The following is a 15975-nucleotide window of genomic DNA, read 5'->3' on the forward strand; positions in this document are numbered from 1 at the left end:
CACGATCACTTTTCGTAGTGGCCATTCTGATGCCAGCGCCAGGCATCGGCGATCATCACCTCCAGCCGCGAACGTTTCGGCCGCCAGCCCAGCTCGGCCACGGCCCGGGTCGAACCTGACACCAGCTTGGTGCAATCGCCCGCCCGGCGCGGACCGACATTGAAGGGCACTTCGCGGTTGGTCACGCTGTGCGATTGCGCGATCACCTCTTTCACCGAAAACCCGGTGCCGGTGCCCAGATTGAAAACCCGGCTGCCCTTGCCCTGTTCCAGCCAGTGCAGGCCCAGCACATGCGCATCCACCAGGTCGCAGACATGGACATAGTCGCGGATGCAGGTGCCGTCGGGCGTGTCGTAATCGGTGCCATAGACGGTCAGCGCGTCGCGCTTGCCGTCGATCGCGTCCAACAACAGCGGAACCAGATGGGTCTCGGGACGGTGGAACTCGCCCACGTCGCCGTCGGGGTCGGCACCGGCCACGTTGAAATAGCGAAAGATCACGTGGTTCAACCCGTGCGCCTGTTCGAAATCGCGCAGGATGTCCTCGATCGCGCGTTTCGAGGCGCCGTAGGCGTTCAGCGGGTGCTGCGGCGTGGTTTCGTCCAGCACCACGTTGTCGTGGTCGCCATAGGTCGCGCAGGTGGACGAGAACACGAAATCCAGGCAACCGGCGGCCACGGCCGCCTCGATCAGGTTCAGTGATCCGGTGACGTTGTTGCGCCAGTACCGGCCCGGCTCGCTCATGGCTTCGCCGACCTGGCTGAGCGCGGCGAAATGCATCACCGCCGCCGGTTTGTACGTGGCAAAGACCTGATCCAGCCGCGCGCGGTCCAGCAGATCGCCCTGTTCGAACGGGCCGAATTTCACCGCATCCTGCCAGCCGGTGACGAGGTTGTCATAGGTCACGGGCACATAGCCCGCCCGCGCCAGTGCCTTGCAGGCATGAGATCCGATATATCCGGCGCCGCCGGTCACAAGTATATTGGTCATCCGTGGTCCTGCCGAATGTCTGCCGGTCATGGGTTAGCTGCCAGGCTGCCCGCGGGGAACGGGGAATTTGCGTCTATTCCAACCCCATCGCGGACATCATGCTTTCGATCTTGGTCACGTCCTGCGGATTGTTCAACTCCCAGAACTGGCGGCCTTTTGCCTCGACCTCGACACACAGAACCTTGCGCCCGTTTTCCATGAACCGCAGCTGTTCCAGCCCCTCGAGCTGCTCCAGCGGTCCGACCGGCCAGCTCGGATAGGCGGCCAGCGCGTCGGGGCGGTAGGCGTAGACGCCCACATGGTGGAACACCGGCGTCGGATCCGACCCGGCATAGGTTTCGGCGGTGAAGGGGATCACTTCCTTCGAGAAATAGAGCGCGCTGTGATCGGACGCGAAAACGGCGGTGGTGCCGCCCACCCGGCCATGCCTGCGGTCGTTCAGCAGCCCGTTCAGCGCCTCGCCGTCGCACCGCAGCACCGGCGTGGCCACGCCGGCCTCGGGCGCGGCGCGCAGGCCATTGACCAGATCCTCGATGAACCAATGCGGGGTCAGGGGGGCGTCGCCCTGCAGGTTGACCACGATCTCGTACCCGCCGCCCAGCCTGTCATGCGCCTCGGCGCAGCGCTCGGTGCCGTTGGCGCAGCTTTCCGAGGTCATCACCACCTCGGCGCCAAAGCCCTCGGCCGCAGCGCGGATGCGGTCGTCATCGGTGGCCACCACCACCCGGTCGACGCCCGAAACCGACATGGCCGCGCGCCAGGACCGCTCGATCAGGGTCATGGGCTTTCCTGTTGCGCCGGTCAGCGGCACCAGCGGTTTGCCCGGATAGCGGGTCGAGGCATAGCGGGCGGGGATCGCGATCAGAACCGACATCAGGCCTCCTTGAGTTCGACGCCCGGGGCATAGGCGATGAAGAACGGGTTGGCATAGCCTTCCTTGCCATAGGTCAGCGGTGCGTGGTCTTCGAAACGCACCACATGGCCCCCGGCACCGGCCAGCACCGCGTGGCCAGCGGCGGTGTCCCACTCCATCGTGCGGCCGACACGCGGGTAGAGGTCGGCCTCGCCCGTGGCCACAAGGCAGAATTTCAGCGACGAGCCCGCCGACTTGCTGTCTTTGACCTGGTATTTGTTGATGTAGTCATCCGTGGCCTGGTCGCGATGCGATTTCGAGGCCACCACCAAAAGCGCCGAATTGTCCGGATCAGAGACTGATATCGGCGTGACCTCGCCCGGTTTGTCCTTGTCCAGAGCGCCGATTTCTTCGACCGATCGGCCATCGGCCAGGGTATAGAACATGCGCCCGCGGGCCGGGGCATAGACCACGCCGCGGGTGGGCACGCCGTTTTCGACCAGCGCGATGTTCACGGTGAAATCGCCACGTCGGTTGATGAATTCCTTGGTGCCGTCCAGCGGATCGACGATCAGGAAAGTATCGCCCTGCTTGCTGTGCGACGCGGCCTGCTCCTCGGTCACCAGCAGGATGTCGGGAAAGGCGGCGCGCAGCCCGGCCGAGATCAGCGCATCGGCGGCTTCGTCGGCTTCGGTCACGGGGCTGGAATCGGATTTGACCTTCACGTCAAAATCATCGGCATTGTAGATCTCCATGATCTTGTCGCCCGCTTCGAGGGCCAGGCGTCTGATCACGGGGATGAGGTCGTCATAGGTCACAAAAATGCTCCGTTTCCATGGTTTGTTGATCCGAAAACCTGACGAACTTATGCTGTGCCGGATACGGAACGGCAAGGAATTCGTGCCACGCTGGCGGAACAAAACCGGGAAAGAGCGTTCGAGTGTTCTATTACAAGCGAAGCAGCAGCCTTGTGGGTGGGGCATTCAACCTTGCGGAACTGGTGTTTCACGCCGTGGTCCGCAACATCCGCTCGCAGCATTCCAACGCCGTAGTCGCCATCATGATGAACATCGTCCAAGTCGTTTTGATGGCGACCGTGTTCTATTTCATCATGTCGTTTCTGGGCGGACGGGTGGCCAAGATCCGGGGTGAGTTCATCCTGTACATCCTTTCCGGCATCTTTCTTTTCATGACGCACATCAAGTCCGTCGGTGCGATCGCGGGGCTTGGGGGCACCAACAATCCCATGATGCTGCATTCGCCGATGAACATGATGGTTCTGCTTTTGGCCGCGGCCTTCGGGACCTTGTACACGCAGGTCGTTTCAATCCTGGTGATCCTGTTCGTCTACAGCGTTGCGGTCAATCCGATCGAGATGCAGGACCCGGGCGGTGCGTTCGCCATGCTGATCCTTGCGTGGTACACCGGCTGCGCGGTCGGTCTGGTCTTCATGGCGCTCAAGCCGTGGATGCCGCAGACCTCCACCATACTGAGCAATGTCTATCGCCGGATGAACATGATCTTCTCGGGCAAGATGTTCGTAGGCAATGCGCTGGGCGGATGGATGCTGGCCATGTTCGCCTGGAACCCGTTGTTTCACGTGATCGATCAGTGCCGCGGTTTCGTGTTTCGCAACTACTTTCCGCGCAACTCCAGCTGGGAATATGCGCTGTGGGTCGGCATCGCCCTGATGATGATCGGGTTGCTGGGAGAGTTCTTTACCCGTAAGCACATCTCAAAAAGCTGGGATGCGCGCCGTTAGGTTGCCACGCGCAGCGTCAGGTTGATCCGGCCCCCTTTGGGCAGCAGGCGCGAAGACCCGAACCGGATCCGGTCGATGCCGTGATAGGCCAACCGAGCGGGACCCCCCATGACGACCACGTCGCCGGAACTCAGCCAGACGGACTCGGTCTTGCCGCCGCGGGTCGTGTTGCCGATCCGGAACAAGGCGTCATCGCCCAGCGAAACCGACAGGACCGGCCACGAGAAATCGGCCTCGTCCTTGTCCTGGTGCATCCCCATCTTTGCGCCTTCGCCGTAATAGTTGATCAGACAGCAATCGGGGTCTCGAGAGGTTCCGGCAAGGTCGCGCCAGATCGACAGGATCGGGTCCGGAATGGCGGGCCACGCCATGCCCTTGGGGTGCGCGTCCTGGTACCGGTATCCGGCCCCGTCCGACACCCAGCCCAACGTTCCGGCAGACGTCATGCGCACCGACATCTTGCGCCCCGAAGCGGTGCTGGGATGAAACAGCGGAGCGGCTTTCAGAATCGGCCGCAGAAGCTCGATGATCTGCCGCTGAGCGGCGCCGTCCAGATGGCCTTTTCGGATGTCGAACCCCCGTAAATTCAGGCGCGTCATGACAGAAACCTCATTCCTTTTGAAATCCTTGCCGAAAAAGGCCCAAAATTCCCGAAAACCTGCATTTCACAACGCTTGCAGGCCTCAGGCCTCGCCCTTATATACGCCGGGACGCGCGATGGTGTAGACCTGTCGCGCCCAGCAGATCGGGGCAGGGATGCCGTAACGGGTTCCGGCCTCGGGACATCGCCTTGAAAAGAAAGGGATCGAAAAATGGGAAAAGTAATCGGGATTGACCTTGGGACCACCAACTCGTGCGTAGCCATCATGGACGGCGCGCAGCCGAAGGTCATCGAAAACGCGGAAGGGGCGCGGACCACGCCCTCGATCGTCGCCTTCACCGAAGACGAGCGACTGGTCGGGCAGCCGGCGAAACGCCAGGCGGTCACCAACCCCGACAACACGATTTTTGGCGTCAAGCGCCTGATCGGGCGTCGTGTGGATGACGCAGAAGTCCAGAAGGACAAGAAAATGGTGCCCTACGCCATCGTCGATGGCGGCAACGGCGACGCTTGGGTCGAGGCCCGCGGGCAGAAATACTCCCCAAGCCAGATCTCGGCCTTCATCCTCGGCAAGATGAAAGAAACCGCCGAAAGCTATCTGGGTGAAGAAGTCACGCAGGCCGTGATCACCGTTCCGGCCTATTTCAACGACGCCCAGCGTCAGGCCACCAAGGACGCCGGCAAGATCGCCGGTCTGGAAGTGCTGCGGATCATCAACGAACCGACTGCCGCCGCGCTGGCCTATGGCCTGGACAAGCAGGACAGCCAGACCATCGCGGTCTATGACCTTGGCGGTGGTACCTTCGACGTGACCATCCTGGAAATCGACGACGGCCTGTTCGAGGTCAAATCGACCAACGGTGATACCTTCTTGGGTGGTGAAGACTTTGACATGCGCATCGTCAACTACCTGGCGGACGAGTTCAAAAAAGAACACGGCGTCGACCTGAGCCAGGACAAGATGGCGCTGCAGCGTCTGAAAGAAGCCGCAGAGAAGGCCAAGATCGAGCTCAGCTCGACCACCCAGACCGAGATCAACCAGCCGTTCATCTCGATGGGCGCGAACGGCCAGCCGCTGCACATGGTCATGAAGCTGACCCGTGCCAAGCTGGAATCGCTGGTCGGCGACCTGATCAAGAAGTCGCTGAAGCCCTGCCAGGCCGCTCTGAAAGACGCCGGCATCTCGGCCAGCGATGTGGATGAGGTTGTTCTGGTCGGTGGTATGACCCGAATGCCGAAAGTCATCGAAGAGGTGACCAAGTTCTTCGGCAAAGAGCCGCACAAAGGCGTGAACCCGGACGAAGTCGTGGCCATGGGTGCTGCGATCCAGGCCGGTGTTCTGCAAGGCGACGTCAAGGACGTGGTTCTGCTGGACGTAACCCCGCTGTCGCTGGGTATCGAAACCCTGGGCGGCGTGTTTACCCGCCTGATCGATCGCAACACCACGATCCCGACCAAGAAGTCTCAGGTCTTCTCGACCGCCGAGGACAACCAGAACGCCGTGACCATCCGGGTGTTCCAGGGTGAGCGTGAAATGGCTGCGGACAACAAGATCCTGGGCCAGTTCAACCTTGAAGACATCCCGCCGGCCCCGCGCGGCATGCCTCAGATCGAGGTGACCTTCGACATCGACGCCAACGGCATTGTCTCGGTTTCGGCCAAGGACAAGGGCACCGGCAAGGAACAGAAGATCACGATCCAGGCCTCGGGCGGACTGTCGGAGGAAGACATCGAAAAGATGGTCAAGGACGCCGAAGAGAACGCCGAAGCCGACCGCAAGCGCAAGGAACTGGTCGAAGCCAAGAACCAGGCCGAAAGCCTGATCCACGCGACCGAGAAATCGCTCGAGGAGCATGGCGACAAGGTCGATCCGGCGACCGTCGAGGCGATCGAACTGGCCGTGGCCGCGCTCAAGGACGAATTGGAATCGGACAATGCCGACAAGATCAAGGCCGGCATCCAGAACGTGACCGAAGCGTCCATGAAACTGGGCGAGGCGATCTACAAGGCGCAGTCCGAAGAGGCCAGTGAAGAACCGGCAGCCGCGGATGCGGGGCCCGGCGATGACGACATCGTCGATGCCGAGTTCGAAGACCTGGACGATGACAAGCGCAACTAACGGGTAACCGGGCCAATTCGGGCCGGTCCGGATGCCGGGCCGGCCCGTTTACGTTGAGGCAGAAGGAAATACCGATGTCAAAACGCGACTATTACGAAGTGCTCGGCGTGTCCAAGGGTGCTTCGGCGGATGAGATCAAGAAAGCTTTTCGCCGGAAGGCGAAAGAGCTGCACCCCGATCGCAATAAAGACAACCCGGACGCCGAGGCCCTGTTCAAAGAGGCCAACGAGGCCTATGACGTTCTGCGCGACGCTGACAAAAAGGCCGCCTATGACCGGTTCGGCCATGCTGCGTTCGAGAATGGCATGGGCGGAGGCCAGCGTGGTGGCGGCTTTGGATCGGGCGATTTCTCCAGCGCGTTTTCCGATGTGTTCGATGACCTGTTCGGCGATTTCATGGGTGGACAGCGTGGCGGCGGCGGACGCCGGGCTGCTCGCGGTTCGGACCTTCGCTACAACCTGAGGGTTTCGCTGGAAGAGGCCTATTCCGGCCTGCAGAAAACCATCAACGTCCCGACAGCCGTGGCCTGTTCGTCCTGCGAGGGCACCGGCGCCGAGGGCGGAGTTGAACCAACCACCTGCCCGACCTGTTCCGGCATGGGCAAGGTACGCGCACAACAGGGCTTTTTCACTGTCGAGCGCAGCTGCCCGACCTGTGCTGGTCTGGGACAAATCATCAAGAACCCCTGCAAATCCTGCCATGGCTCGGGCCGGGTCGAGAAGGAACGCGCGCTGTCGGTCAACATTCCGGCGGGCGTCGAAACTGGCACCCGTATCCGTTTGGCGGGCGAGGGCGAGGCCGGAATGCGCGGCGGTCCTCCGGGCGATCTCTACATCTTTGTCGAGGTGACTCCGCACAAACTGTTCGAGCGGGACGGCCCGAACCTGTATTGCCGCGTGCCTGTCAGCATGGCGAAGGCGGCGCTGGGCGGCTCGATCGAAGTGCCCACCATCGACGGTGGCCGCGGCCGGGTGCAGATTCCGGCCGGCAGCCAGTCGGGCCGGCAGATGCGCCTGCGCGGCAAGGGTATGCCTGCGCTGCGGGGCGGCGGTATCGGTGACATGTTCATCGAGCTTGCGGTCGAGACTCCGGTCAACCTGACCGCGCGGCAAAAAGAGCTGCTGCAGGAGTTCGACGATCTGGGAGAGGACAACCACCCGGAATCGAAAAGCTTTTTCTCGTCCGTTAAATCCTTCTGGGAAAGGATGCAAAGCTGATCCCAGCGTTCCAGACCCCGAAAGGCCGGCGTATCATCGCCGGCTTTTTTGTTTTCTAAGTCCAGATTGGCCCGAAACTGCGCGGAATTGGCCCTTGATTCTCGGCCTCAGCCTTGAGAATGTCCGCGCCAACCGTTGGGGTGCCCCGGAACCGGGGCTGAGAGGCGCGAGCCAACCCATCGAACCTGATCCGGGCAATACCGGCGGAGGGAACGGTCTAAAACACTCAGACGTTTTCCATGCCCGCGTTGCCCCACATGCAAGAAGGGAGCGACATGGCGCATATCGCTTTGACCATCGCAGGATCCGACAGCGGCGGAGGGGCCGGTATTCAGGCCGATCTCAAAGCGATGTCGGCGCTGGGTGTGTTCGGTGCCAGTGTCATCACCGCGGTCACCGCCCAGAACACGCAGGCGGTCACCGCTGTGCATGGTATCCCGCTGGACGTGATCGCCGCGCAGATCGACGCGGTTCTGTCCGATCTGGACGTGCGCGCGGTCAAGATCGGCATGTTGGCCACGCCCGAGATCATCCAAACCGTCGCCGACGGCCTGTCCGGCTTTGCCGGGCCCATCGTGCTGGACCCGGTGATGATCGCCAAATCGGGCGATGCCCTGCTGGCGCGCGAGGCGGTGCAAACGTTGCGCGAGGTGCTGCTGCCCCGCGCCACCGTCCTGACCCCGAACCTGCCCGAGGCCGCCTGTCTGCTGGACCGGCTGGTCGCCGAAACGCCCGAGGAGATGGTCGCGCAGGGCCATGACCTGTGCACCCTGGGGGCTGGGGCCGTCCTGATGAAAGGCGGACACGGCAAGGGCGATACCTGCCATGATCTGCTGATCGATCAGAACGGCGTCATCGGTGAATTTACCGCGCCCCGTCAGGACACGCGCAACACCCACGGCACCGGATGCACCCTGTCCTCGGCCGTCGCGGCCGGTCTGGCCAAGGGGCTGCCTCTGGTCGATGCGGTGGCGCAGGCGCATGACTACCTGCAAGGCGCGATCACCCGCGCGGATGAGTTGCAGGTCGGCTCGGGCCACGGGCCGGTACATCATTTCCACCGGGTATGGCCGGCGTGACGGTCTGGTCGGTCATAGGTGCCGGCGTCGCCGGCTTGGCCGTGGCCTCGGAACTGGTGGCGCGGGGCGCGCAGGTACAGGTGTTCGATCCGGGCGGGCCGCCCGGTGCGCATGGGTGTTCCTGGTGGGCCGGCGGCATGCTGGCGCCGTGGTGCGAATATGAAAATGCCGAGGAACCGGTGCTGAGGCTGGGGCAGCAGGCGATCGACTGGTGGGCGGCCCGCACCCCGGTCGCGCGGCAGGGAACGCTGGTCGTGGCCAACACGCGCGACCTGCCCGACCTGCGCCGCTTTGCCCGCCGGACCGAGGGATTCATGCAGGTCGATCAAGCGAAAATCTTCGAATTAGAGCCTGATCTGCACGGGTTTTCCCAAGGTCTGTTCTTCACCGACGAGGCGCATCTGGACCCTCGCCGCGCGCTGCAGGACCTCTATCGCGGTTTGCAGGACAAGGGGGTCGAATTCCACCGCAAGCTGGCCCCGTCGCGGCTGGACAACGCCATCGACTGCCGGGGCCTGCACGCGCGCGACATCCTGCATGATTTGCGCGGTGTGAAGGGGGAAATGCTGGTGATCCGCTGCCCCGACGTGACCCTGACCCGGCCCGTGCGGCTGTTGCATCCCCGGATGCCGCTCTATGTCGTACCGCGGGGCGAGGGCATCTACATGCTGGGCGCCACGATGATCGAATCCGAGGACAGCAGCCGGATCACCGCGCGCTCGATGCTGGAACTGCTCAGCGCGGCCTATGCGCTGAACCCGGCCTTTGGCGAGGCCGAGGTGCTGGAAATCGGGGTCGATCTGCGCCCGGCCTTTCCCGACAACCTGCCGCGGATCCGCCGGCTGGGGCGGACGATCTATGCCAACGGGTTGTATCGCCACGGCTACCTGCTGGCCCCGGCGCTGGCCCGGGGCGTGGCCGATCTGGCGCTGAACGACACACATTCGGAGATGGTCGATGAAGATCGTGCTTAACGGCGAGCCGCGCGAGGTGCGCGCCGAAACCCTTGGCGAATTGCTGGCCGAATGCGGCTTTTCCGGCCGCGTCGCCACCGCGGTGAACGAAGAATTCGTGCCCTCCAGCCTGCGCATCGCGCACAATCTGGCCGAGGGCGACCGGGTCGAGGTCGTCGCACCGATGCAGGGGGGATGAAGATGAAGACGTTTTACGGCACCGAACTGCCCAACCCGCTGATGCTGGGCACCGCGCAATATCCCAGCCCGGCGATCCTGGAACAGGCGTTCCGGGCCAGCGTCGCGGGTGTCGCCACCGTCTCGTTGCGGCGCGAGGGCGCCGGTGGGGCCGGTCAGGCCTTCTGGTCGATGATCCGCGATCTGGGCGTGCTGATCCTGCCCAACACCGCCGGCTGTCACACGGTCAAAGAGGCCGTCACCACCGCCCACATGGCGCGCGAGGTGTTCGACACACCGTGGATCAAGCTGGAACTGATCGGCCACACCGACAGCCTGCAACCCGACGTGTTCCAACTGGTCGAAGCCGCGCGCATTCTGACCGACGAAGGGTTCCAGGTGTTTCCCTACACCACTGAAGACCTAATCGTGGCCGAACGTCTGCTGGCGGCCGGGTGCCAGGTGCTGATGCCCTGGGGCGCGCCGATCGGGTCGGGGCGGGGCCTGAACAACGAATACGCCCTGCGCGCGATGCGGGCGGAGTTTCCCGATGTGCCGCTGGTGGTGGATGCGGGCATCGGCCTGCCCAGCCACGCCGCCCACGCGATGGAGCTGGGCTATGACGCGGTTCTGCTGAACACCGCCGTTGCTCGGGCCGGCGATCCGGTGGCGATGGCGCAGGCCATGGCGCTGGCGGTGCAGGCCGGGCAACTGGCGCATCAGGCCGACCCGATCGAGCCGCGCGACATGGCCGAAGCCTCGACCCCGGTGATCGGAAAGGCCTTTCTGTCATGACGCTCGACCGCTTCTACCCGATCTTCGATCATGCCGATTGGCTGTGGCGGATGCTGCCCCTGGGCGTGAAACTGGTGCAACTGCGCATCAAGGATCAGCCCGACGCGGTGGTGCGCGCGGAGATCGCCACCGCCCAGGCCCTGTGCCGCGACCACGGTGCGGTGCTTGTGGTGAACGACTATTGGCAGGCCGCCATCGACGCGGGCTGCGACTGGATCCACCTGGGGCAGGAGGATTTGGACGCCGCCGACCTGCATGGCATCCGCAAGGCCGGCCTGAAACTGGGCGTTTCGACCCATGACGATGACGAGCTTGAGCGCGTGTTGGCGATGGACCCGGACTATGTGGCTTTGGGGCCGGTCTACCCGACCATCCTGAAAAAGATGAAATGGCACCAACAGGGCCTGCCGCGTGTGACCGAGTGGAAACGGCGCGTGGGCGACATCCCCCTGGTCGGCATCGGCGGCATGAGCGTCGAGCGCGCGCCGGGCGTGTTTCAGGCCGGGGCCGACATCGTCTCCGTCGTCACCGACATCACCCTGAACCCCGACCCCGAAGGCAGGGTGCGCCAGTGGATCGAGGTCACGCGATGAGCCGCTACGCCCGCCAGATGATCCTGCCCGAGGTCGGGGCCGAGGGGCAGAACCGCCTTGCCCGCGCGCGGGTTCTTGTTGTGGGCGCCGGGGGGCTGGCCGCGCCCGTGCTGCCGCTGCTGGCCGGGGCCGGGGTGGGGCATCTGACCATCGTCGATCCCGATACGGTGGACCTGTCGAACCTGCATCGCCAGACGCTGTTTGCCGAGTCCGATTGCGGCCGCCCCAAGGCCGAAGCGGCCGCCGAACGCTGTCGGGCGCTGAATGGTGAGATCACCGTTGAAGCGCGAAAACAGGGTCTAACACCGGCAATTGCTGCTGATCTGGTGGCCGAGGTCGACCTGGTTCTGGATTGCGCCGACAGCTACGCGGCCAGTTATACGCTTTCGGATACCTGCTTGGCGCAGGGCAAGCCGCTGATCACCGCCTCGGTTCTGGGCCTGTCCGGATATGTCGGCGGGTTTTGCGGCGGCGCGCCGTCCCTGCGCGCGGTGTTCCCCGACGCGCCCGACAGCGGGGCCAGTTGCGCCACCGCAGGCGTTCTGGGACCGGTCGTGGCGATGATCGGCGCGATGCAGGCGCAGATGGCGCTGGGCGTGATCCTGAGCCTCGATCCCTCGCCGCTGGGCCAGATGGTGCAGGTGGACGGGCGCAGTTGCACCAGCAGCGGTTTCCGCTTTGACACCGCGCCGGAACCCGACAGCCATTTTCCCTTTGTCGCGCCCGCGCAGCTGACTCCGGACGACCTGATCGTCGATCTGCGCAGCGTCGATGAGGCCCCCCAGCCGATCCACCCTAACTTCCGCCGCCTGACGGTCGACGCGCTGAAAACAGGCCCTAACAAAGACAAAACGCTGGCTCTCTGCTGTGCCACCGGGCTACGCGCCTGGCGCGCGGCCGAGGAACTCCACCCCCATTGGCGCGGCCGGATCGTTCTGGTCGCCGCCGCAACGTCGTGAAGCAAAAGGAAACGCAGACCATGAAGAAGCTGATCACCGCCATTGCCCTGGTGGCCGCCGCGCCTGCCTGGGCACAGGACAAGATGACCGTCCTGTTGGACTGGTTCGTGAACCCCGACCACGGCCCGATCATCGTGGCGCAGGAAAACGGCTATTTCGCCGAACAAGGGCTTGAGGTCGAAATCGTCCCGCCCGCCGATCCGTCGGCCCCGCCGCGCCTTGTGGCCGCCGGTCAGGCCGATCTGGCCGTGTCCTACCAGCCGCAGCTGCATCTGCAGATACACGAAGGCCTGCCGCTGAAACGGGTCGGGACGCTGGTCGCCACGCCGCTGAACTGCCTTCTGGTGCTTGAGGATGGCCCGATCAAATCTCTGGCCGACCTCAAGGGCAAGAAGGTCGGCTTTTCGGTCGCCGGTGTCGAAGAGGCGATCCTGACCGCGATGCTGAACGCGCATGGCGTGTCGCTGGACGATATCGAGATGATCAACGTCAACTTCTCGCTGTCGCCGTCGCTGATGACGGGGCAGGTGGATGCCGTGATCGGCGCCTTCCGAAATTTCGAGCTGAACCAGATGGACATCGAAGGCGTTCCGGGCCGCTGCTTCTACATCGAGGAAGAAGGCGTGCCTCCCTATGACGAGCTGATCTATGTGGCCAACCCCGAAACGATGGACAAGGACATGATTGCCCGCTTTCTGGCCGCAACCGAGAAGGCCACGCAGTATATCGTGAACAACCCGGAAAAAAGCTGGGAGATCTTCGCCGCCACCTCGCCCGAGCTGCAGGACGAGCTGAACGCCCGCGCCTGGGTCGACACGCTGCCGCGTTTCGCGCTGCGCCCTGCAGGCTTTGACGCCGGCCGCTATGCCCGGTTCGAGGCCTTTCTGAAAGACTCCGGCATGATCGACAGCATCAACCCGGTCAGCGACATCACCATCGACGTGACCGCGCAATGAGCGACTATGGCAAAGCCTTCGCACTGATGCGCGATGCGGCGCAGGGGCCGTGGCGGGACTATACCCGCCACGCCTTTGTCGAGGGGCTGAAGGACGGCACCCTGCCGCGCGAGGCGTTTCTGCATTATTTGCGGCAGGATTACGTGTTCCTGATCCATTTCTCGCGCGCCTGGGCGCTGGCGGTGGTGAAATCGGAAACCCATGCCGAGATGCTGGCCGCGTCGCGCACGGTGAGCGGTCTGATCAGCGAAGAGATGAAGTTGCATATCGGCATTTGCGAGGCCGAGGGCATCAGCCAGGACGAGCTGTTCGCCACGCCCGAACGCCCCGAGAACCTGGCCTATACACGCTATGTACTCGAGGCCGGCTACAGCGGTGATCTGCTGGATCTGCTGGCGGCGCTGGCGCCCTGCGTAATGGGATACGGGGAAATCGGCACACGGCTGGCGGCCGAGGCCGCCTCGGACACCTACCGCGATTGGATCGACGCCTATTCCAGCAGTGAATATCAGGAAGCCTGTCAGGCTGTGGGTGAACTGCTGGATTCGGCTCTAATAAGGCGACTTGGGGCGGATTTCCGTACCACACCGCGTTGGGATCGCCTGTGCCAGACCTTCCGCACCGCGACTGAGCTCGAGGTGAATTTCTGGCAGATGGGTCTGACCCCATGACCCCGCCCCCCGATCTGACCATCAGCGGACAGGCTAGTATCGACGGCGCGCCTCTGTTCGCGCCGCTGACCCTGTCGCTGAAGGCCGGGCAGTGGACCTGTCTGCTGGGCGGATCGGGGGTCGGCAAGACCACGGTTCTGCGCCTGATCGCCGGGTTGGCGACGGGGGCCGAGTTCACCGGCGAGATCCGCGCCAGCGACGGGCTGCCGGTGGCCGAGCGTGTGGCCTACATGGCGCAGGACGATCTGCTGCTGCCCTGGGCCACGGTCGCGCAGAACGTGGCGCTGGGCGCGCGCCTGCGCGGCGAACGGGTCGATCAGGACCGCCGCGCCCGGTTGATCGAACGGATGCGGCTGCAGGATCACATGGCCAAGAAGCCCTCGGAACTGTCGGGCGGGCAGCGTCAGCGGGTGGCATTGGCCCGGACCCTGATGGAAGACAAGCCGATCATCCTGCTGGACGAGCCGTTCTCGGCGCTGGATGCGCGCACCCGCGCCGACATGCAGGATCTGGCTGCCGAGGCTTTGCAGGGACGGACCGTCCTGCTGGTTACCCATGACCCGGCCGAGGCCGCGCGTCTGGGCCAGTCGATCATGGTGATGACGCGACACGGCCTGACCCCATGCCAACCGCCTCACGCGCCGGTGCCGCGGAAGGTGGACGATCTGGAAACGCTGGAGACGCAGGGCGCGCTGCTGAAACTGCTGCGCGAGGAGGTGGCATGAAGACGCTCTCGGCCCTTGCCGCGACGCTGTTTGCGCTGGTCCTCTGGCAAGCGATCGTCACCCTGACCGGCCTGCCGAAATTCATCCTGCCCGGCCCGGCATTGGTGGCCGAGACCTGGTGGCAGAACCGCTGGCTGATCGCCGAACACACCTGGATCACCGCCATCGAGGTGCTGATCGGTTTGGCCTGCGGCACCGTGCTGGGCGTCGTCACCGCGCTGCAGCTAGCCAATTCCCGCGCTGCGCGAGTGCTGGTGCAGCCGATGCTGGTGTTCACCCAGGCGCTGCCGGTCTTTGCGTTGGCACCGTTGCTGACCCTGTGGCTGGGCTATGGGCTGTGGTCCAAGGTCGCGATGGCGGTGCTGATCATCTATTTCCCCATCACCTCGTCGTTTTTCGACGGGCTGATGCGCACGCCGTCCGGCTATCTGGACTTGGCCCGCACCATGCAGGCCAGCCCGCGCAGCGTGTTGTGGCATATCCGCATCCCGGCGGCGCTACCCTCGCTGGCTTCGGGGATGCGGCTGGCGGCGGTCTATGCCCCGATCGGGGCGGTGATCGGCGAATGGGTCGGCTCGTCGCAGGGGCTGGGATACCTGATGCTGCTGGCCAATGGTCGCGCCAAGACCGACCTGATGTTCGCTGCGATGCTGACGCTGGGGGTGTTCTCGATCCTGCTGCATCTGGCCGTGCGCCGCGCCACGGCCCGCATGGCCGGTGAGGCGCGTTAACCATTCGGAAACCGATTCTGGGGCAATCATGGGCGCATGACCAAGGACGCTTTTGCCGAAGCCCCATCGCTGTTCGAAACTGACGAAGCGCCGGTGACGCCGCTGCCCACGGGTCGGCTGCCCTCGTATATCAAGGACCACCGCAAGCGCCTGCGTGAACGGTTCATGTCGGGCGGCGCCGGGGCGATGCCGGATTACGAGTTGCTGGAACTGGTCCTGTTCCGCTCGATCCCCCGGCAGGACGTGAAACCGCTGGCGCGGCTGCTGCTGGATACATTCGGCGATTTCAACCGGGTGCTGACCGCCCCTGTGGAACGCCTGCGTCAGATCAAGGGCGTGGGCGATACGGTCATCACCGACCTCAAGATCCTCGAGGCCTGCGCCCATCGCATGGCCCGCGCCCGGGTGATGCAGCGGCATGTGATTTCCAGCTGGGACGCGCTGCTGGACTATTGCCACACCACCATGGCGCATCGCGAGATCGAGCAGTTCCGCGTGTTCTATCTGGACCGCAAGAACGTGCTGATCGCGGATGAGGAGCAGGCCAAGGGTACCGTCGATCACGTACCCGTCTACCCGCGCGAGGTCGCCAAACGCGCGTTGGAGCTGAACGCCTCGGCGCTGATCCTGGTGCACAATCATCCGTCGGGCGATCCGACCCCCTCGCAATCGGATATCGACATGACCAACCGCATCAACGATGCCTGCGCTGCACTGGGGCTGACCTTGCACGACCACCTGATCATCGGCAAATCGACCGAGCTGAGCTTCCGCTCGGAAGGTTATCTCTGACCG

The 15975-nt window shown here is 64.0% G+C and carries 18 protein-coding genes and 1 riboswitch; of the genes, 14 read left to right on the forward strand and 4 right to left on the reverse strand.

Annotation, left to right across the window (positions count from 1 at the left end):
* Window positions 1-5: 5 nt before the first annotated feature.
* The 3 genes from galE to cysQ form a co-directional block, all read right to left on the reverse strand.
* Window positions 6-989, reverse strand: a complete 984-nt coding sequence (gene galE / locus ACR3EL_RS00285; RefSeq protein ID WP_480719957.1) for a UDP-glucose 4-epimerase GalE — start codon at window positions 987-989, stop codon at window positions 6-8.
* Window positions 990-1062: 73 nt separating this feature from the next.
* Window positions 1063-1863, reverse strand: a complete 801-nt coding sequence (locus ACR3EL_RS00290; protein ID WP_170340725.1) for a 3-deoxy-manno-octulosonate cytidylyltransferase family protein — start codon at window positions 1861-1863, stop codon at window positions 1063-1065.
* Window positions 1863-2660 carry a 3'(2'),5'-bisphosphate nucleotidase CysQ gene (gene cysQ / locus ACR3EL_RS00295; RefSeq protein WP_480719960.1) on the reverse strand — a complete coding sequence of 266 codons (798 nt, stop codon included), beginning with the start codon at window positions 2658-2660 and terminating at the stop codon, window positions 1863-1865. The genes ACR3EL_RS00290 and cysQ overlap by 1 nt, the downstream gene beginning before the upstream one ends.
* A gap of 122 nt (window positions 2661-2782) precedes the next feature.
* Here cysQ and ACR3EL_RS00300 point away from each other — a divergent pair, with 122 nt between their 5' ends.
* On the forward strand, window positions 2783-3604 hold the full coding sequence (locus ACR3EL_RS00300; protein ID WP_170369007.1) for an ABC transporter permease: 822 nt from the start codon (window positions 2783-2785) through the stop codon (window positions 3602-3604).
* Here the strand turns inward: ACR3EL_RS00300 and ACR3EL_RS00305 are convergent.
* The gene (locus tag ACR3EL_RS00305; RefSeq protein WP_170369008.1) at window positions 3601-4203 is read right to left on the reverse strand and encodes an alpha-ketoglutarate-dependent dioxygenase AlkB family protein; all 603 of its coding nucleotides are present in this window, start codon (window positions 4201-4203) and stop codon (window positions 3601-3603) included. The genes ACR3EL_RS00300 and ACR3EL_RS00305 overlap by 4 nt on opposite strands.
* A gap of 213 nt (window positions 4204-4416) precedes the next feature.
* On the opposite strand from ACR3EL_RS00305, the gene dnaK reads away from it, so the two are divergent.
* The 13 genes from dnaK (at window position 4417) to radC (ending at window position 15972) form a co-directional block, all read left to right on the forward strand.
* On the forward strand, window positions 4417-6324 hold the full coding sequence (gene dnaK, locus ACR3EL_RS00310; RefSeq protein WP_170340730.1) for a molecular chaperone DnaK: 1908 nt from the start codon (window positions 4417-4419) through the stop codon (window positions 6322-6324).
* A gap of 74 nt (window positions 6325-6398) precedes the next feature.
* A complete protein-coding gene (gene dnaJ / locus ACR3EL_RS00315; protein WP_170361153.1) occupies window positions 6399-7541 on the forward strand; it encodes a molecular chaperone DnaJ in 1143 nt (380 codons plus the stop codon).
* A gap of 126 nt (window positions 7542-7667) precedes the next feature.
* A riboswitch (TPP riboswitch) is annotated at window positions 7668-7770 on the forward strand.
* A 46-nt stretch (window positions 7771-7816) separates the two neighbouring features.
* The gene (thiD, locus tag ACR3EL_RS00320) at window positions 7817-8620 is read left to right on the forward strand and encodes a bifunctional hydroxymethylpyrimidine kinase/phosphomethylpyrimidine kinase (protein ID WP_170342696.1); all 804 of its coding nucleotides are present in this window, start codon (window positions 7817-7819) and stop codon (window positions 8618-8620) included.
* On the forward strand, window positions 8617-9594 hold the full coding sequence (locus tag ACR3EL_RS00325; protein WP_480719964.1) for an FAD-dependent oxidoreductase: 978 nt from the start codon (window positions 8617-8619) through the stop codon (window positions 9592-9594). The genes thiD and ACR3EL_RS00325 overlap by 4 nt, the downstream gene beginning before the upstream one ends.
* Window positions 9578-9772: a sulfur carrier protein ThiS gene (thiS, locus tag ACR3EL_RS00330; RefSeq protein WP_170459510.1), complete on the forward strand. Its 195-nt coding sequence runs from the start codon at window positions 9578-9580 to the stop codon at window positions 9770-9772. Before ACR3EL_RS00325 ends, thiS begins: the two co-directional genes overlap by 17 nt.
* Before the next feature lie 2 nt (window positions 9773-9774).
* The gene (locus tag ACR3EL_RS00335) at window positions 9775-10545 is read left to right on the forward strand and encodes a thiazole synthase (RefSeq protein ID WP_480719966.1); all 771 of its coding nucleotides are present in this window, start codon (window positions 9775-9777) and stop codon (window positions 10543-10545) included.
* Window positions 10542-11138 carry a thiamine phosphate synthase gene (locus tag ACR3EL_RS00340; RefSeq protein ID WP_170340742.1) on the forward strand — a complete coding sequence of 199 codons (597 nt, stop codon included), beginning with the start codon at window positions 10542-10544 and terminating at the stop codon, window positions 11136-11138. The genes ACR3EL_RS00335 and ACR3EL_RS00340 overlap by 4 nt, the downstream gene beginning before the upstream one ends.
* Window positions 11135-12097 carry a ThiF family adenylyltransferase gene (locus ACR3EL_RS00345; RefSeq protein ID WP_170340744.1) on the forward strand — a complete coding sequence of 321 codons (963 nt, stop codon included), beginning with the start codon at window positions 11135-11137 and terminating at the stop codon, window positions 12095-12097. The genes ACR3EL_RS00340 and ACR3EL_RS00345 overlap by 4 nt, the downstream gene beginning before the upstream one ends.
* Window positions 12098-12117: 20 nt before the next feature.
* Window positions 12118-13053 (forward strand): ABC transporter substrate-binding protein, encoded by a 936-nt coding sequence (locus tag ACR3EL_RS00350; protein ID WP_480719969.1) that lies wholly within the window; start codon window positions 12118-12120, stop codon window positions 13051-13053.
* Window positions 13050-13724, forward strand: coding sequence for a thiaminase II (gene tenA / locus ACR3EL_RS00355; protein ID WP_170361164.1), 675 nt, complete (start codon window positions 13050-13052; stop codon window positions 13722-13724). The genes ACR3EL_RS00350 and tenA overlap by 4 nt, the downstream gene beginning before the upstream one ends.
* Window positions 13721-14449: an ABC transporter ATP-binding protein gene (locus ACR3EL_RS00360; RefSeq protein ID WP_170361166.1), complete on the forward strand. Its 729-nt coding sequence runs from the start codon at window positions 13721-13723 to the stop codon at window positions 14447-14449. The genes tenA and ACR3EL_RS00360 overlap by 4 nt, the downstream gene beginning before the upstream one ends.
* Window positions 14446-15180, forward strand: coding sequence for an ABC transporter permease (locus ACR3EL_RS00365; RefSeq protein WP_170363994.1), 735 nt, complete (start codon window positions 14446-14448; stop codon window positions 15178-15180). The genes ACR3EL_RS00360 and ACR3EL_RS00365 overlap by 4 nt, the downstream gene beginning before the upstream one ends.
* A 36-nt stretch (window positions 15181-15216) precedes the next feature.
* The gene (radC, locus tag ACR3EL_RS00370) at window positions 15217-15972 is read left to right on the forward strand and encodes a RadC family protein (RefSeq protein WP_480719972.1); all 756 of its coding nucleotides are present in this window, start codon (window positions 15217-15219) and stop codon (window positions 15970-15972) included.
* Window positions 15973-15975 lie beyond the last annotated feature (3 nt).

The sequence above is a fragment of the Ruegeria sp. BJ3 genome, from assembly GCF_056535665.1.

What these genes read in the sequence shown, in the direction of transcription:
- galE (WP_480719957.1), bottom strand. Translation starts at nt 989, where the DNA reads ATGACCAATATACTTGTGACCGGCGGCGCCGGATATATCGGATCTCAT.
- ACR3EL_RS00290 (WP_170340725.1), bottom strand. Translation starts at nt 1,863, where the DNA reads ATGTCGGTTCTGATCGCGATCCCCGCCCGCTATGCCTCGACCCGCTAT.
- ACR3EL_RS00305 (WP_170369008.1), bottom strand. Translation starts at nt 4,203, where the DNA reads ATGACGCGCCTGAATTTACGGGGGTTCGACATCCGAAAAGGCCATCTG.
- dnaK (WP_170340730.1), top strand. Translation starts at nt 4,417, where the DNA reads ATGGGAAAAGTAATCGGGATTGACCTTGGGACCACCAACTCGTGCGTA.
- dnaJ (WP_170361153.1), top strand. Translation starts at nt 6,399, where the DNA reads ATGTCAAAACGCGACTATTACGAAGTGCTCGGCGTGTCCAAGGGTGCT.
- thiD (WP_170342696.1), top strand. Translation starts at nt 7,817, where the DNA reads ATGGCGCATATCGCTTTGACCATCGCAGGATCCGACAGCGGCGGAGGG.
- thiS (WP_170459510.1), top strand. Translation starts at nt 9,578, where the DNA reads ATGAAGATCGTGCTTAACGGCGAGCCGCGCGAGGTGCGCGCCGAAACC.
- ACR3EL_RS00335 (WP_480719966.1), top strand. Translation starts at nt 9,775, where the DNA reads ATGAAGACGTTTTACGGCACCGAACTGCCCAACCCGCTGATGCTGGGC.
- ACR3EL_RS00340 (WP_170340742.1), top strand. Translation starts at nt 10,542, where the DNA reads ATGACGCTCGACCGCTTCTACCCGATCTTCGATCATGCCGATTGGCTG.
- ACR3EL_RS00345 (WP_170340744.1), top strand. Translation starts at nt 11,135, where the DNA reads ATGAGCCGCTACGCCCGCCAGATGATCCTGCCCGAGGTCGGGGCCGAG.
- ACR3EL_RS00350 (WP_480719969.1), top strand. Translation starts at nt 12,118, where the DNA reads ATGAAGAAGCTGATCACCGCCATTGCCCTGGTGGCCGCCGCGCCTGCC.
- tenA (WP_170361164.1), top strand. Translation starts at nt 13,050, where the DNA reads ATGAGCGACTATGGCAAAGCCTTCGCACTGATGCGCGATGCGGCGCAG.
- ACR3EL_RS00360 (WP_170361166.1), top strand. Translation starts at nt 13,721, where the DNA reads ATGACCCCGCCCCCCGATCTGACCATCAGCGGACAGGCTAGTATCGAC.
- ACR3EL_RS00365 (WP_170363994.1), top strand. Translation starts at nt 14,446, where the DNA reads ATGAAGACGCTCTCGGCCCTTGCCGCGACGCTGTTTGCGCTGGTCCTC.
- radC (WP_480719972.1), top strand. Translation starts at nt 15,217, where the DNA reads ATGACCAAGGACGCTTTTGCCGAAGCCCCATCGCTGTTCGAAACTGAC.